This window comes from Brucella anthropi ATCC 49188, assembly GCF_000017405.1.
In the GTDB taxonomy this organism is placed as follows: domain Bacteria; phylum Pseudomonadota; class Alphaproteobacteria; order Rhizobiales; family Rhizobiaceae; genus Brucella; species Brucella anthropi.
Genome location: NC_009668.1, coordinates 957,913 through 974,044 on the forward strand (window position 1 = coordinate 957,913; position 16,132 = coordinate 974,044).

Below are 16,132 nucleotides of genomic sequence, written 5' to 3' on the forward strand. Positions count from 1 at the left end.
TTGTGTTGACATTTGCTGATTCTCGTAACATTTATAGTTACATGAAAAGAGACAGCAAATTATCGGGCGTTCTGCACGTCCTTCTCCACATGGCGGAACATAAAGGGCCTGTCACATCGGAGGTTCTCGCCAAGGCCATGACCACCAATCCAGTCGTCGTGAGACGTGTCATGGGCGGCCTGCGTGAGCAGGGCTATGTTCGCTCGGAAAAGGGACATGGCGGCGGGTGGGAGATCGCCTGCGACCTCAATAAGGTTACCTTGCGCGACATTTACGAGGCCATCGGGGAACCAGCGCTTCTGGCCATGGGGAACCGCACCGAAATGCCGGGCTGTCTGGTGGAGCAGGCAGTCAATGCCTCGCTCAGCAAGGCATTCACCGACGCCGAAAACCTTCTTCTGGAGCGTTTTGGCGAGGTCACGCTCGCCATGCTGAGCGCGGATTTTCATCAGCGCGCGCTGGAGCGCGGCGTAACATTCGATTTGGAGAGCAGTCATGCATCATGATGCAATCATTATCGGCGGCAGCTTCGCTGGCTTGTCTGCCGCAACCTATCTGGCGCGCGGCAGACGATCTGTCCGCGTGATCGACGCTGGAAAACCCCGTAACCGTTTCGCCGAACATTCGCATGGTTTCTTTGCACAGGACGGCAGCAACCCGCTGTCCATGCTGGAAACGGCAACAGCGCAGGTCGAAGCCTATCCGACTGTCACGTTCACACAAGGGAAGGCCGTTTCCGGTAGTGGCGAAATCGACAACTTCGCGATCGAACTTGATAGCGGCGAAATCGTTGAAGGGCGCAGACTGATCCTTGCTTTCGGCATATCGGATGAACTGCCGGATATTCCCGGCCTCGCGGAACGATGGGGCAATTCCGTCATTCATTGTCCTTATTGCCACGGCTATGAATTCAGCGACCGTCAGCTTGGCGTTCTCAATATGTCGCCGATGTCGGTGCATCAGGCCATGCTGATCTCCGAATGGGGATCGACAACCTTCTTCATTGACAAGGGACTGGAGCCGGATGCGGAGGCATTCGCAGAACTGGAACGGCGCGGCGTGAAGATAGAACGCAGCCCGGTCCGTGCGTTGCACGGCGAGGGGATCGACATTTCAGAGATCGAACTTGAAGACGGGCGACTGGTCCCACTCAATGCGCTTTACATCGGGCCACGCAATTGGCTGAACAGCCAGATTGCCGACACGTTCGGCTGCGCAATGGATGAACTGCCACTCGGCAGAACGATACAGACAGACGGGTTGAAGACGACAACGGTACCAGGCATTTTTGCGGCGGGCGATATTACCCGTGGCGCGCACAGCGTCGCCTGGTCGGTCGCTGACGGCGTGACGGCAGGAACTGCGGCGCATCGATCTCTGGTGTTTTAGCCTCCCAATTTGTTGCAATCCGGCTACATTGGCACATCTGTCTGCGGCCGTCATATATCAGCCCCTTGCTTACACGCTCCAGTCCTGCAAATTCAGCGTTCGTGGCCCTTTCCGCAGTAGGGATTCTAGGGCCGGATCGAGGAATCCATGGTCACCGGGTCAGTTAACTCAAGACCGCTCGCAGGCATCGCGCTTGCTTGCGGCGGTTACGCCTGTTTCGCCCTTCAGGACGCGATGGTAAAATGGCTCGTCGCGACCTATCAGGTGCCGCAGATATTGTTCATGCGCAGTCTGGTGATCGTAGTCATTACCGGCGTACTGATACGCTATCGCCGCCATCCGTCCATTTTCCGAAGTCCTTATCGCAACACCATCGTCCTTCGTGCCGCACTTATGCTTGGCGCGTGGTTGCTGTTCTACAATGCGGCCCGCCATCTCGAGCTGGCAGAACTGACCACGCTTTATTTCTCCGCACCGATCATGGTCATGTTCCTGTCGATCCTCGTGCTCAAGGAGAAAATCGGACCGGGGAGGTGGATCGCCTGCGCCGTCGGGTTTGTCGGTGTAACGGTTGCTGCTAATCCCACCCATTCGCCCAATCTCATTCCCGCCGCCATGTGCATCGTGGCAGGTTTCTGCTGGGCGTGGAGCACGATCCTGGTCCGGCTCGTCAGCCGCAGCGAAACTACGATGACGCAGATGTATGCCACCGGCCTGCTTTTCGGTCTGGCCTGCGCGCTGTCCTTTCCGTGGACATGGCAGGACCCCGATCTCTCCGGCTGGCTTCTGATGATCAGTCTGGGACTTGTATCGACGCTCGGCCAGTTCCTTCTCTATGAAGGATTTCGCCATGCACCCGCCTCGGCGCTGGCGCCAGTGGAATATAGCGGGCTCATCTGGGCCTTTATCTACGGTTATCTCATCTGGGCGGAGGTTCCGGCAGCAAATGTGTTTGCCGGTGCATTCCTCATCGTGCTGGCAAGCCTGCTGCTCATCGCCTGGGAGCAGCGACAGGCAAACTTGCGCAAACGCCGCGCCCCCTGTTGAGAGCCCACTCCAAAACTCGCCCTGTGTGGCTGCAAATGGCAACTTGTCTCCGTTCCGGTACTATGTACCCAAAAGTACATTGTGCTCCGGTACTCGAAAATCACCATTCTCGCACACACATGCCGCTTTTGGATTCAGCCTCTAAGGCGCGGCCGCGTCACTCTTGAAGCGATGTCAAACCGCTTCTGCGGTCTGCCCGAGCGGTAGTGGGAACAGTCTGTCATATGCAATGTTGAACACAAACGCATAGACCAGATAGAAAACGACAATCGCTATATCCATCACAAGGGCGGCAATCAGCGAAATTCCCAGATACCAGGCGATGAACGGGATCAGCAGCACGATCAACCCGGCTTCAAAAAGGATTGCATGAAGAACACGGACGGCCATGCTCTTGTTGACGCTACCCGTGAAACGCAGCATCGCTTTGTCAAAGCCCAGATTGAACAGAAAATTCCACACGGTTGCGGTGGTTGCCGAAACAACCCCGATCACGCCCATCTCTGCTGCAGGCTTGTCCAGAATGAAGGCGGAACCGGGTATGAAGATCGCCAGACCGATGATTTCGAACATCGTTGCGTGGCGGACACGGTCCATAAAACTGCGCATTTCCTTTAATCCCTGTTGTTAATGCGCGTGCTTCTATCTTATTCTGGCGATAAGAAAAGTTAGATACTATCTGGATTTGCGATAAATGAGTATCGAACTCGAACAGCTAGAAGCCTTTGTGGCCTCAGCGGATCACGGCTCGTTCTCCGCTGCTGCGCGATATTTGCGTAAGGCGCAGTCCGCCGTCAGTGTGCTGGTTTCCTCGCTGGAAGACGATCTTGGCGTCAAGCTGTTCAGCCGTGCATCCCGCAATCCTGTGCTCACGGAGGCGGGTGCGCGGCTGTTGCCGGAAGCGCGGTTGCTGCTTGCCCGGCGTGAACATCTGATTTCCGTCGCCAGAAATTTCGGCGATCATGTTGAAAGCCGTCTCGTGGTCGCAATCGACGAGCTTTATCCCGAACCGGCTATCGCGACGCTGTTTGCAGTCTTCGCGCAGGAATACCCGCATGTCGAACTGGAGCTGACTTTTCCGCCGTCAACGGCAATAAGCGGGCTTGTGCTGGAAGGAAAGGCGGACCTCGGCGTGATGTGGCGCGCCGAGCAGATGCCGGATGAACTTGGCTTCCACACCATCGGATGGGTGCCTCTGGTTCTCGTCTGCGGGCGAGAGCATCCACTGGCTCATACGGCGGTCAGCTGGGAAGATTTGAGATCGTTTCGCCAGATCATGGCCCGAAAGCACAGCGATACGGCTGAAAGCCGTCGTCTGCGGGTGGGTGCCGAGGTCTGGTGGGTGGAAAGCCACTGGGTTATCCTGCAGATCCTCACGCGAGGGATCGGCTGGGCATTCATTCCCGAACATATCTTGCAGGATTCACCGCTGGCGCCGGAACTCGTCATTCCGAAACTGCAGTTCGACGAAGGTGCGCATCCGGTCGCGCTTGAGCTGATCTGGAACAAGCGGCGACGGCAGGGGCCAGCCGCCCAATGGCTGCAAGAGCGCTTTGCCAAGAGCCGCTTTTGAACTTCCGGCGACGAAGGTGCAAAGGGCAGGGAATACCCCTGCCCAAAGCGGATTATGCCTTTGCGGCTTCCACGAAACGTGGATCGAAAGTTTGCGCAAATGAGATATCCGCACTTGCCAGTTCCGGATCGAGCGCCTTGAGCATTTCGAACAGGCTCTTGAAGCCGTCTTCCGCAATCAGGCCCTTCTCGGAATACATGGCGCGGGACTTCTCGAAGCCGGTCTTGTAAAGCTCGCGGTCGCCCAGCAGATACTCTTCCGGCACAGCATCAGCCACGTCATCGGCAGAAGCCTTGTGAATCCAGTTCAGCGACTTGACGAAAGCGTTGACGACCCGCTGCGTCGTTACCGGATTTGCATCGATGAAGCTCTGCTGCACATAAACGGTCGCGGCCGGATTGGTGCCACCGAAAAGCTGGCGCGTGCCTTCTTCGGTGCGCGTATCCAGAAGCAAGGTGATGTCGCCATCCACTTCCAGTCGCGTGATGACCGGGTCAAGATGGACGAGGGCTGCAATTTCGCCCTTCTTGACGGCTGCGACCGCGCTTGCGCCACCGCCGACACCGATGATTGAAGCGGCATCTGCTGCCAGACCGTTCTTGATGAGCGCATATTGCAGCAGCAGCGAGGTTGAAGAGCCCGGCGCCGTGACACCGACATTCTGGCCCTTGAGATCGGCAATCGTCTTGATTTCGCCTGCGAGGTCCTTGCGCACGCCGATGCAGATGCCCGGAAAGCGGCCAAGCTCACAGACGGCCTTGATGTCCTGTCCCTTGTTCTGCATGCGAATGGTGTGTTCGTATGCGCCGGTTACCACATCGACCGAACCGCCGATCAGCGCCTGCAGGGACTTTGCGCCGCCACCAAAATCATTGATGGTCGCCTTGATGCCTTCTTCCTCAAAGAAACCCTTGCGCTCGGCAATGGTGAGGGGAAGGTAATAGAAGAGCGGCTTGCCACCAACACCGAACATCAGCTCCGGCTTTTCCGGCGTCGCAGATGCATCCTGCGCATAGGCAGGCAGGCGCGAGGCAATACCCGCAAGCCCGAAGGCTGCGGCGCCCAGCAGTATATCTCTACGTGTTGTTCTCATGGTTTCCTCCTTGAATCCTCTTAACCGTTGTGTCCGGCAGCTTTCGGGCGCCAGACAAGCAGGCGTTCCTCAACGATCGTTACACACCAGTCGATAATCAGCACGAACCCGGTCAGCACCAGCATGCCGGCAAAGACACCGGTGACGTCGAACACGCCTTCCGCCTGATGGATCAGGTAGCCAAGCCCTGCCGACGAGCCGAGATATTCGCCGACAACCGCGCCGACGACGGCAAAGCCGACAGCCGTATGCAGGCTTGAAAACATCCAAGACAGTGCGGAGGGCAGGTAGACGTTGCGCAGAAGCTGGCGTTCGTTCATGCCGAGCATACGCGCATTGGCGAGCACGGTCTGGTTCACTTCCTTCACGCCCTGATAGACGTTGAAGAATACGATGAAGAAGACCAGCGATACGCCGAGCGCCACCTTCGACCAGATGCCAAGGCCAAGCCAGAGCGCGAAGATCGGCGCAAGCACGACGCGCGGCAGCGAATTGAGGGCTTTCACGTAGGGGTCGAAGATCGCCGCGAGCAAAGGCTTGCGGGCAAACCAGAACCCGATCAGCACGCCGCCAATTGCGCCAATGGCAAAGGCCAGCATGGCTTCAAGCAACGTGATGCCGAGGTGATACCAGATCGTTCCATCAGCGAACCATTTATAGATGCGCAGCGCCACATCGCCCGGCGTCGCAAAAAAGAACTTCGCCTTGGCCGGATTGCCTAGCAGATGGGTGGCGGTGAAGAGGTGCCAGACCAGAATAACGACGACAGCCACGCTGAGCTGCGCCAGAAACAGCATAGGCTTTTTCATTTCTTTTCCCCACTCGTCTGCTGATAGCCCTTGAGAACCTCTTCCTTGAGCGCGCTCCATATTTCGCGATGAATTTCGTGAAACTTGTCGTCGAGACGAATTTCGGAAATCTCGCGCGGGCGGGCGAGGGGGATTTTATATTCGGCCATGATGCGGGCACGCGGCCCGGCGGACATGATGACGACGCGATCCGCCAGCGCGATAGCCTCTTCCAGATCGTGGGTCACGAACATGACCGCCTTCTTGTCCTGCGACCACAGGTCCAGCAGAAGGTCGCCCATGATAACCCGCGTCTGCGCGTCGAGGGGGCCGAAGGGTTCATCCATCAGCAGATATTTCGGATTGCGGATCAGCACCTGCGCAAGGCCGACGCGCTTGCGCTGTCCACCCGACAGCATATGCGGATAGCGGTCGCCGAAACTTGCAAGACCGACGCGGCCGAGCCACTCACGGGCCTGTTCGCGCGCCTGAGCCTTCGAGGTGCCTGCAATTTCCAGCCCGATGGAGACATTGTCCAAGACAGTCTTCCAGGGCATGAGGGCATCCTGCTGGAAAAGATAACCTGCCTTGCGATTGAGACCCTGCAGCCGCTGGCCGCTGATTTCGACCGTACCGCTGGCTGGTACGAGAAGCCCGGCAACGGCATTGAGCAATGTGGATTTTCCGCAGCCGGTCGGACCGACAATCGCCACGAACTCGTTTTCAGCAACTTCAAGATTGCTTTCGGCGACAGCATCGAAGCGGCCGCCATCGGCCAGCTTGAACGAAATTTGCACATCCTTGAGCGCGATTGCGGTCTTGCGTGTTGCTTCCGGCTGAATACGGCTTGGTTCGGCGCTCATCGCTCGTCACATCCGGTGAACTGACGATGTGCTTTGCCATAACGGCTCATATTTCCGCTCCTTTTCGGGTAGCGCCTCATGAATGGGGGAACAGACAAGACGCGGAATCTTGCCATCTAAAATGAGACGCAAAAATTTGCGATAGAGTCCCTTCGTATAACGTCCCGGTAAGAACATGCAACGAAAAGCGGACAACGCATTTCATTCTGTCGACAATAATATGTCTATACGAAATATTATTGCGATCAGCCGCGCCAGGTCAAGAAACGCTTCTCGATCTGCCCGATGATGAAATTGACGATCAGTCCCATCACCGACAGGATTGTGACTCCGGCAAACAGCTTTTCAAGATCGTAGAGCGATCCGGCTTCAAGGATATAGGAACCGACGCCGAACTGGGCGCCGAGCATTTCGGCTGCAACCAGCAGAATGATGGCGATGGAGATCGACACTCGCAGCCCGGACAGGATCGCAGGAAATGCGCCGGGCAGGATGATCTTGCGCACGATCGACCACCATCCGAGACCGAAGCTCTGGCCCATGCGCACAAGCGAACGATCCACATTATCGACCGCGCCGTAAGTGGCGACGACGGTGGGCGTAAAGGTGCCGAAGGCAATGAGCATGTATTTCGACATTTCATCGATGCCAAACCAGATCACGAAGAGTGGCAGGAGTGCGATCTTGGGTATCGGAAAGAGGGCGGCAACGAGCGGCACCAGACCGGCGCGGACATAGCTGAACAAGCCGATCATTACCCCGAGACTCACACCGACCGCGATGCCAAGACTGGCACCGACAACAAGCCGCCGCAGCGATGGTAGCAGATGCTGCCACAGAAGGCCCGTCTGCCAGAGCTGGACGAAGGTTTCCAGCACGGCGGATGGGCGTGGCAATGTCAGATTGGATATGAAGCCGCTTCGGGTTCCGATTTCCGCCAGCGCCAGCAGCGCTATAAACAGGATCAGGGCCATGTGACGCACCGGCTGAGGTGCGAAACCGCCACCTCGGAAAGGAACCGGGCGAACATCCTGGCTGGACTGCTTCATTTCTGCGATCTCAACCATTGATCAACTCCTGATCTGCTGCCTGCGCTTCCGCCCGCATCAGCTCCCAGAGCTGCTTCTGCTTTTCTTCCAGAACGGGGTCGCCAAGATGACGCTCGGAAAGGGGAAGATCGATGTCGACAATCTCCCTGATCCGTCCCGGCCGTCGCGACAGCACCACCACCCGATGACCGAGCCGCACCGCCTCGTTGAGATTGTGCGTGACATAGACTGAGGTGAATGGCTGGCGCGTCCACAGCGCAATCAGGTCATCCATCAGCAGCTCCCGTGTCTGGCTATCGAGCGCCGACAAGGGCTCATCCATCAGCATGACGGCAGGACGTACCGACAAGGCGCGTGCAATCGCCACGCGCTGGCGCATGCCACCCGAAAGCTGCTTCGGCAATGCCTGTCGGAAATCAGACAGCCGGGTACGCTCCAGAACATTGGTTACGATCCTGTCCATTTCTGCCCGGCCAAGACCGTGATCCTCCAGCACCAGCTTGATATTTCCTTCCACGCTGCGCCATGGCAGCAGCGCAAAGTGCTGGAAAACATAGGTGAGGGGATTGAGTGAATCTTTCGGCGGCGAGCCGATCTGCAGCACTTCGCCCGAAGATGGCCGCTCAAGACCGCCCAGAAAACGCAGGAGCGTGGACTTTCCGCAGCCCGAAGGGCCGATCAGGCAGACGATCTGCCCCTGCGGGATGGTAAGCGATATATCTTTGAGAACTTCGACCGGACCATAAGAATGGCTGATATTTTTCAGTTGCAGATCCATTTCAACTCCAGTCAGAAAGTCCGCCCTTCGACGTTAGAGCGCGTTTCGATATGATTGGATCAAATCCGCGCTCTATCTCGTTGTTTTGACGCGCATCCCGGTTTGGAATACCTGTCGTCGGGCTTTGCGCCCGACAAAACCTGCCGGCCCGGAATGTTCAGTTTCAACCAGCCTTAGCCAGTTTCAAATTGTCTTGACATAGGATGTGTCGAACAGCTTTTCCTGTGTGACGGCTTCCTTGACCATGCCTTCGGAGCGGAACCAGTCGAGCTGCTCCACGCAGCTGTTGAGTGACAAGGCCAGCCCCTTGTTGATGCGCATAGCACCATCGATCAGGTTCTGTTTTGCCGTCTCGAACGGGCTGTCGCTTTCAACATATTTGTGCACGATCGTTGCAATGTCGTCGCGCGCTGCATCGTCTGCAGTGTTGTCGACAAAGGCCGCATTATAATCGTCGATTGCCTTGGAATAGGCTTTGACGAAGGCTTCGGTCATGGCGCGCTCGTCGGACGCATTCTTAGTAGACGTGAATGCTGTCGTGACCTGATAATCCGGCGCATAATCGGAGACGAGACCGATCTGCTTTGCAGCGCCCTCACGGATGAGCTTCTTGGCGATATTGGGCTGGATGGCCCAGGAATCGATCTGCCCGGTCGACAGGGCACCGACAACAGCGCCGAGCTTCTGCAATGGGCGCAGCTGGATTTCAGAAAGAGGAATGTTGTTGGCCTTGGCAATCTTGTGCGCCATGAAATGGAATGACGATCCTGCCGTGGTGATGCCAAAACTGTGTCCCGCCAGCTTGGACGGTTCCGTCAGCCCGCCTTCATAGGCCTTGTTGGAGGCCAGAATGACATTGCCGGTAATGCCTTTTTCTTCTGCAAGCGCACCGCCGATGACCTTGATCGCACCCTTGTCGGCCAAACTGATCAGACCGCCGCTCATTGCCGTCACACCGAAATCTGCATCGCCGGATGCGATGGCTACAGCCATGGGCTGGGCGGCTTCAAAGAACTTCAACTCGATATCGAGACCAGCATCTTTGAAATAGCCACGCTCGTGCGCGATATAGCTCGGCGCATGGCTCGCCAGATGGAGAACGGCCAGATTTCGCGTCGCGGCGCGGGCAGGGGAGCCGAAAGCCGTGCTGATGCCCAACGCACCAAGTCCCATCAATGTCTGACGGCGTGTCAGGGTGAAATCCATTCCGGTTCTCCTCCGATGCGGGTGTCAGCCTGGCGCAACAGATTTCCTGCTAGGCCCGGCAAACAAAATTTCATTACGTCTCTGCCACGGAAAAATATGGAAGATTGCTTTCGCATAAAGCCACATAGCGGGATTTTCAATAAGATTAACGGTCTCGTACTTGTTCTGCCGCCAATGCACCGGCATCGATTCTCCGCAGAAACGGGTCTAACCCAGCCAGTATTGGACCTGAAGCCATCTCAGGCAGAAGATGCCCGCCAGCCAGTCCTTCGCCGTCAACATCGATGGCCCAGTCTGCCCATATATCGAGCGGTTCGCGCCCGCCGCCATAGCGTCGGCCTTGTTCCCAGAAAACCAGAACCGGCGCATGAATGCGCCGTCCTGCCGCCCGATCCGCAAGATCGTCAGCTTCATCCACACCTGCGCCTGCGCGGTAATCCTCGCATATCCAGTGCCGGACTTCCGCACTGTCAAAGGCTTCCCGATAATCCGCAAGTGCAAGCGGATGCAGCTTGTCGAGACCATGCGCCATCTTCTGCAAGGTCGTATCGATCATGAAACGAGGATTGCCGGAAAGAAGCATTTCAGGCAGCGGTTCGGGCTGTGCCAGCATGAACCAGTGCCACGCCCCCATACCGAAAGCCTTGCTGGCGCCTTCCCACATTTCCGGAGTCGGTACGACCGTCACGGATACCAGTCCAACCACATTGTCCGGGTGATCCAGTGCCATGCGATAGGCGACACGCCCACCGCGATCATGCCCGATCACAACAAACCGCTCATGCCCGAGCGCCTGCATCAACGCGACCAGACTAGCGGCCATCCGGCGTTTTGATCCGGCACCAACCGGATTGGACGTGATGCGGCTTCGTCCATAACCCGGCAGATCAGGCACGACGACTGTGCGGGGGCGGGCGAGTTTAGGGGCAATGCGATGCCATGCAGCCATGGTTTCCGGATAACCGTGCAGCAACAGAACCGGCAGGCCTTTACCACCAGTCATGACCGCGAAACAAACATCATTCGTTTCCACTTCCCGCATCTCAAAGCCGGGAAAGAGCTGCTCGATTGCTGGTTTCATACCCCACCGTTTTGATCTCGTCGGAAACTGATTCAGTTGAAAGTGCTATGCTAGAGCATTTCCTGTTTTGATTGAAACATTGGAATCAGGCCACCGCGCAACCCGTCCGCGCGATGGCCATACAACCAGCCTTTATTTCATTTGCTTTGAAGAGACAGCCAGCGGGTTGCGTGTATGTTCATCAGATTATCGCTGTAGCCTTCAACCTTATCTGCCACGAGCGCTTGTGATGAAGGATAGAGCAGTGGGATGACCGGAACCTCTTTCAGCAGAATGCGCTCAGCCTGAGCAAGGGTTTCAGCCCGCGCTCCGGTGTCGGTCATCGTTTCCGATTTTGTAATCAGCGCGTCATAATCCTTGTTCGACCAATCGGAATTATTGAAATAATTGTCGGTCGTGAACATGCTCAGGAAGGAATAGGCGTCGTTGTAATCGCCGATCCATGCCTGATAGGCAAAATCATACATGCCTTTTTCATGCAGATAATTGAAATAAGTCGCGCCCTCCACTTCGTCCTGCGAAGCATTGATACCAATATTCTTGAGCATGTCTGCGATAGCAATCATCGTGTTCTTGTTGTTGACCGAAGTGGCATAGCGCAACTTGACCGACAGGATTCCCGGTGCGACACCGGCCTCCTTCAGCAATTCCCTGGCTTTGTCCTCACGATCCAGAATATCGAGATTCATGTAATCCAGCCGGGGCGCGTCCACGACATAGTTTTCAGTACCGGGAGGCACCATCGAATAACCCGGCATCATCATGCCACGCCGGATTTCATTGGCCAGAAACTTGCGATCAATCGCCATCGATATGGCTTCACGCACACGAGGATCGCGCAGCTTACTATCCGGTTCGCCTCTGACACTGACATAAAAGGTGCCGAAATAGGGGGCGACACGCAGATTATGCCCCAGATTGGACTTGATGTAGTCCATCTGCTCGGCGGGGACCGTACCGCAAATGTCGATCTCCCCGGCCTCAAACCGGCGCATGCACGACGCCGGTTGCTCGAATGGAATCCAGTTCACCACGTCGATCTTTACATTGGATGCATCCCAGTAGTTCGGGTTTTTCTTCATGACGATCTGCGCATTTGGTGTGAAGCTGGCCAATGTATAAGCACCGTTCGACACCATGTTTCCCGCCAGAGTGAACTTGTCGCCATATTTCTCGACGGCTTTCCTGTTTAGCGGCAAGGTCGTCTGATGGGTCAGCAGTGAGAGGAAATAAGGGGTAGGGGACGTAAGCGTGATTTTCAGCGTGCGGTCGTCAAGCGCCTCGACGCCCAGCTGATCCAGTGGGAGCTTGCCGGTATTGATTTCTCTGGCGTTCTTGATCGCATAGAGAACATTGGCATAACCCGCACCAGTCTTCGGGTCGATGATACGGTGCAGCGAATATTCGAAATCACCTGCGGTAACCGGATCGCCGTTCGACCATTTTGCACCCGCGCGCAAATGGAACGTATAGGTCAGTCCGTCGGGAGAAATATCCCACGACTGCGCCACACCCGGTATCAGCTCGCCCTTTGCATCTTCGGTAACAAGCCCCTCATAGAGATCACGCAACAAAGCGCTTTCATTGACCGTCGTTGTACGGTGCTGATCCAGTGTTGATGGATCGCTGCCGCTATCACGGTTCAACACGGTTCCAGCTGACGCGACGGTAACCAACAAAAAACAGCAAGCGCCTGCAAGAAAGAAACTGCGATGCATAAAACCCTCCCATTGATGGCGCGACCCCGATCCGGAGTCGCCAGACGCATCGACTGTATATTTCTTGTTTTAATCTTACTATTTTAAGTAATAACTCCCTAATTATTGTGATAATTACTTTAATAGCACACATATAAGCACGCACTATAATTCGCTTATTAGAATTTGCGATTATAGAAAACATTTTTATGTTTTACCTTGACGACGTTTTAGGCCGGGAAAGTATTTCCGGTCATATTTTTATATTTGTGAGGGGACATGAAGTTTACTTTATCGCTGGCAGGCTGCATTGCGACGGCATGCAGTGCATCTGCAGCCTATGGTGCTGACGCAGTCATCGCGCCGGAACCGGAATCGACACAATACGTCCGGGTTTGTGACGCATACGGCGCGGGATATTTTTATATTCCCGGAACTGAAACATGCCTGCGGATACATGGCTATGTCCGCTATCTTATGCAGGGCGGGGACGATGTTTATGGCCGCGGCTTCACTGACAAGGACGACACACCTCATCTCCAGCGCAATAGCAAGCGCGATAGCTGGGACAATTCTGCCCGTTTCACATTGCGTGCCAGCACGGCATCCGAAACGGAGCTCGGCACACTAAAAACCTATGCGGAAACCCGTTTTCAGTGGGGCAATGGCAAGGATTCCGGCTCCACCGGCTCGCTGCGCGTTGCATATATCGATCTGGCGGGACTGCGTGTCGGCCTCGATTTTTCGACGTTCATATCCTTCGTGGGGTATCTCGGCGACGTCTTTAACGATGATGTGATCCTTGCGGGCGGCTATCGTACAGGCTTGATCAGCTATACCTACTCCGGCAGCAACGGCATTTCGGCGATCCTGTCGCTGGAACAGGGCAACAATCTCGATACAGATAAGCAATATGGCTTTGATGGCACTATCAGTGACTATACCCCGCACATCGTTGGTGGTCTGAAATATGCCCAAGACTGGGGCGCGGTCATTACAGTTGCTGCATACGATGCCCGGAACGAAAAATGGGCGGGCAAGCTGCGTGGCAATCTCAACATCAATGACAAGCTGTCCGTATGGGCCATGGGTGGCTTTAAGTCCAACAAAGACAGCTATATGGACGTCAAAGGCGACAACGGACAAGTTGCAGGCCAGGTTCGCGCGATCAATAGTTTCTACGGCCAATGGGGCGGCGACTGGGCTGCCTGGGGTGGCGGTGCTTACAAAATATCCGACAAGGCCATCATCAATGCCCAGCTTTCCTACGATGCCACAGACACGTTCTACACGACGGCAAACGTCGCTTACGAACTGGTTCCTGGCTTCACGGTCACGCCCGAAATCTCTTACGTGCGCTGGCGTGACAAAAAGTCTGTCCTTAACGGGTCAGACGCGTGGCAAGGCCTGATCGCGCTCCAGCGGACATTCTGAGACAAACAGAAAGAGGCGCCTGAAAAGGCGCTTCTTTTCATGAGTGATCAAGTTTCCCTTGGTCTCAACATAAATCAGATAATATGTATTATGGAACAAACCCATATCCATCTGTCTTGAAACATCGCGACAACCGCTTGCAGCGCTGTCGACATCTGAGCCCTGAATATTCGCGGCACCAAGCACTAGAGAAATGGCACTGAAAACGAGCATGTAACTTCCAGCGAATCGGACCGTTTTTCCACCTCGTTTCAGCTGACATTCAAACGTCGCAAACGGCGGAAATTACGGCGTTTTTCGGGCGCGCTCAGCGAGCATTTCTACTTTGTAAATCCGGCGAAAACCCATAGTTCCGTACCAGAATTCGAGCACTTAATTCGCTCAAGAAAATGTGAATATGTTAATTAAGTCAAAGTGTTGATAAGTTCTCTTGCAAGTGGCGCGCTTATCCATAAGATGCGGGCCATTTCAAAAATTTCAAAGGAGGGGTTCTCAAATGTATCGTAAATTTCTACTGACGGGTGTGTGTCTTCTGGCTCTGGCTGGCGCAGCTTCGGCTGAAGTCGTTCTCAATCGCGGCAACGACACTGATCCGGCGACACTGGACCATCACCGCACCTCGACGGTGGCTGAAGGCAATGTCATGCGCGACTTGTATGACGGCCTGACTATTCAGAACGCAAACGGCGAAGCAGTTCCGGGCGTAGCCAAATCCTGGGATGTTTCCGAAGACGGTACGGTCTACACCTTCCATCTGCGCGATGACGCAAAATGGTCGAACGGCGATCCGGTCACGGCCGGTGATTTCCAGTTCACCTTCCGTCGCCTGATGGACCCGAAGACAGCCGCCGGGTACGCCAGCATGCTGTTCATCATCAAGAATGCCGAAGATATTGCCGGTGGCAAGAAGCCGACTGACCAGCTCGGCGTTGAAGCCGTCGATGACCATACGCTCAAGGTCACGTTGAACGCCCCTGCTCCGTATTTCCTTGAGCTTCTGACCCACCAGACCGGCTTCCCGATGAACCAGAAAAGCGTCGAGGAAAATGGCGACAAGTTCACCACGCCCGGCAAGATGGTGACGAACGGCGCCTATATGCTGGAAAGCTTCACACCGAACGACAAGATCGTGATGAAGAAGAATCCGTATTACTATGAAGCGGATCAGGTGAAGATCGATACGGTCAACTGGATACCGTTCGAGGATCGCGCAAGCTGCATGCGCCGTTTTGAGGCGAAGGAAGTGCAGATTTGCTCCGACGTTCCGGCCGAGCAGATGGACTATGTGAAGAAGAACCTTTCCAAGGAATTCCGCATGGCGCCTTATCTCGGCGTCTATTATCTGCCGGTAAAGGGCAAGACCGCCGACAGCAAGCTGAAGGACCCACGCGTCCGTCAGGCGATTTCCATGGCCATCGACCGTGATTTCATTGCCGATCAGGTCTGGCAGGGCACCATGCTTCCGGGCTACTCGATGGTTCCTCCGGGCATCGCCAATTATGTGAAGGATGCGCCAAAGCTCGACTATTCCGACGACATGCTGGAACGCGAAGACAAGGCCAAGGAACTGTTGAAGGAAGCTGGCGTCGAACCGAACACGCTTTCGATCGAACTGCTTTATAACACTTCGGAAAACAACAAGAATACCATGGCCGCCATCGCCGATCAGCTCGGCAATATCGGCGTCAAGGCTTCACTGAACGAGACCGAAGGTGCGACCTACTTCAACTTCATGCGCGACGATGGCCCGTTCGATATCGCGCGTGCAGGCTGGATCGGTGACTATAACGATCCGCAGAACTTCCTTTTCATCAGCCAGAGCAATGTGAGCTTCAACTATTCCAAGGTGAAGAACGCCGACTACGATGCGCTGATGGCAAAGGCGGAAAAAATTCTCGATCTCAACGAGCGCGCCAAGACGCTGGCTGAAGCTGAAAAGCTGAAGCTCGATGAGATGAGCAATATCCCGATCCTCTATTATTCGTCGCGCGCCCTTGTTTCGGACAAGATCGACGGTTGGAACGACAACCTCATGGACAGCCACAAGACGCGCTGGCTCTCGTTTAAACAATAAATTTTCAGCTTGGGCTGCGCCTGTTGGCGCGGCCCTTTTCTCTTCCGGCAGTTCCGGAGG

At 55.4% G+C, this 16,132-nt stretch carries 15 protein-coding genes; 6 read left to right on the plus strand and 9 right to left on the minus strand.

What is annotated here, in order from left to right:
* Nucleotides 1–41: 41 nt before the first annotated feature.
* From OANT_RS18515 to OANT_RS18525, 3 genes are all read left to right on the plus strand, one after another.
* Nucleotides 42–506 carry an Rrf2 family transcriptional regulator gene (locus tag OANT_RS18515; RefSeq protein WP_012092979.1) on the plus strand — a complete coding sequence of 155 codons (465 nt, stop codon included), beginning with the start codon at nt 42–44 and terminating at the stop codon, nt 504–506.
* Nucleotides 496–1,389 (plus strand): NAD(P)/FAD-dependent oxidoreductase, encoded by an 894-nt coding sequence (locus OANT_RS18520; RefSeq protein WP_012092980.1) that lies wholly within the window; start codon nt 496–498, stop codon nt 1,387–1,389. Before OANT_RS18515 ends, OANT_RS18520 begins: the two co-directional genes overlap by 11 nt.
* A 147-nt stretch (nt 1,390–1,536) precedes the next feature.
* A complete protein-coding gene (locus OANT_RS18525; protein ID WP_012092981.1) occupies nt 1,537–2,436 on the plus strand; it encodes a DMT family transporter in 900 nt (299 codons plus the stop codon).
* 174 nt (nt 2,437–2,610) lie between these two features.
* Here OANT_RS18525 and OANT_RS18530 read toward each other — a convergent pair whose 3' ends face one another.
* On the minus strand, nt 2,611–3,045 hold the full coding sequence (locus OANT_RS18530; RefSeq protein WP_012092982.1) for a PACE efflux transporter: 435 nt from the start codon (nt 3,043–3,045) through the stop codon (nt 2,611–2,613).
* A gap of 85 nt (nt 3,046–3,130) precedes the next feature.
* Here OANT_RS18530 and OANT_RS18535 point away from each other — a divergent pair, with 85 nt between their 5' ends.
* On the plus strand, nt 3,131–4,009 hold the full coding sequence (locus OANT_RS18535) for a LysR family transcriptional regulator (RefSeq protein ID WP_012092983.1): 879 nt from the start codon (nt 3,131–3,133) through the stop codon (nt 4,007–4,009).
* A gap of 52 nt (nt 4,010–4,061) precedes the next feature.
* On the opposite strand, the gene OANT_RS18540 is transcribed toward OANT_RS18535, so the two are convergent.
* The 8 genes from OANT_RS18540 to OANT_RS18575 form a co-directional block, all read right to left on the minus strand.
* Complete coding sequence (locus OANT_RS18540; RefSeq protein ID WP_012092984.1) at nt 4,062–5,102, minus strand: ABC transporter substrate-binding protein; 1,041 nt, start codon at nt 5,100–5,102, stop codon at nt 4,062–4,064.
* A gap of 20 nt (nt 5,103–5,122) precedes the next feature.
* Nucleotides 5,123–5,911 (minus strand): ABC transporter permease, encoded by a 789-nt coding sequence (locus OANT_RS18545; RefSeq protein ID WP_012092985.1) that lies wholly within the window; start codon nt 5,909–5,911, stop codon nt 5,123–5,125.
* On the minus strand, nt 5,908–6,753 hold the full coding sequence (locus OANT_RS18550; protein WP_012092986.1) for an ABC transporter ATP-binding protein: 846 nt from the start codon (nt 6,751–6,753) through the stop codon (nt 5,908–5,910). Before OANT_RS18550 ends, OANT_RS18545 begins: the two co-directional genes overlap by 4 nt.
* Before the next feature lie 245 nt (nt 6,754–6,998).
* On the minus strand, nt 6,999–7,820 hold the full coding sequence (locus tag OANT_RS18555) for an ABC transporter permease (RefSeq protein WP_012092987.1): 822 nt from the start codon (nt 7,818–7,820) through the stop codon (nt 6,999–7,001).
* The gene (locus OANT_RS18560; protein WP_012092988.1) at nt 7,813–8,580 is read right to left on the minus strand and encodes an ABC transporter ATP-binding protein; all 768 of its coding nucleotides are present in this window, start codon (nt 8,578–8,580) and stop codon (nt 7,813–7,815) included. The genes OANT_RS18555 and OANT_RS18560 overlap by 8 nt, the downstream gene beginning before the upstream one ends.
* A 183-nt stretch (nt 8,581–8,763) precedes the next feature.
* Entirely contained in the window at nt 8,764–9,786 is a 1,023-nt protein-coding gene (locus OANT_RS18565; protein WP_012092989.1) for an ABC transporter substrate-binding protein, read from the minus strand.
* Between the two features lie 145 nt (nt 9,787–9,931).
* The gene (locus OANT_RS18570; RefSeq protein ID WP_012092990.1) at nt 9,932–10,867 is read right to left on the minus strand and encodes an alpha/beta fold hydrolase; all 936 of its coding nucleotides are present in this window, start codon (nt 10,865–10,867) and stop codon (nt 9,932–9,934) included.
* Nucleotides 10,868–11,004: 137 nt separating this feature from the next.
* Nucleotides 11,005–12,585, minus strand: coding sequence for a peptide ABC transporter substrate-binding protein (locus OANT_RS18575; protein WP_012092991.1), 1,581 nt, complete (start codon nt 12,583–12,585; stop codon nt 11,005–11,007).
* A gap of 258 nt (nt 12,586–12,843) precedes the next feature.
* On the opposite strand from OANT_RS18575, the gene OANT_RS18580 reads away from it, so the two are divergent.
* Complete coding sequence (locus tag OANT_RS18580; RefSeq protein WP_012092992.1) at nt 12,844–13,998, plus strand: porin; 1,155 nt, start codon at nt 12,844–12,846, stop codon at nt 13,996–13,998.
* 496 nt (nt 13,999–14,494) lie between these two features.
* Nucleotides 14,495–16,072 (plus strand): peptide ABC transporter substrate-binding protein, encoded by a 1,578-nt coding sequence (locus OANT_RS18590; RefSeq protein ID WP_010658796.1) that lies wholly within the window; start codon nt 14,495–14,497, stop codon nt 16,070–16,072.
* The last annotated feature ends 60 nt before the right edge of the window (nt 16,073–16,132 follow it).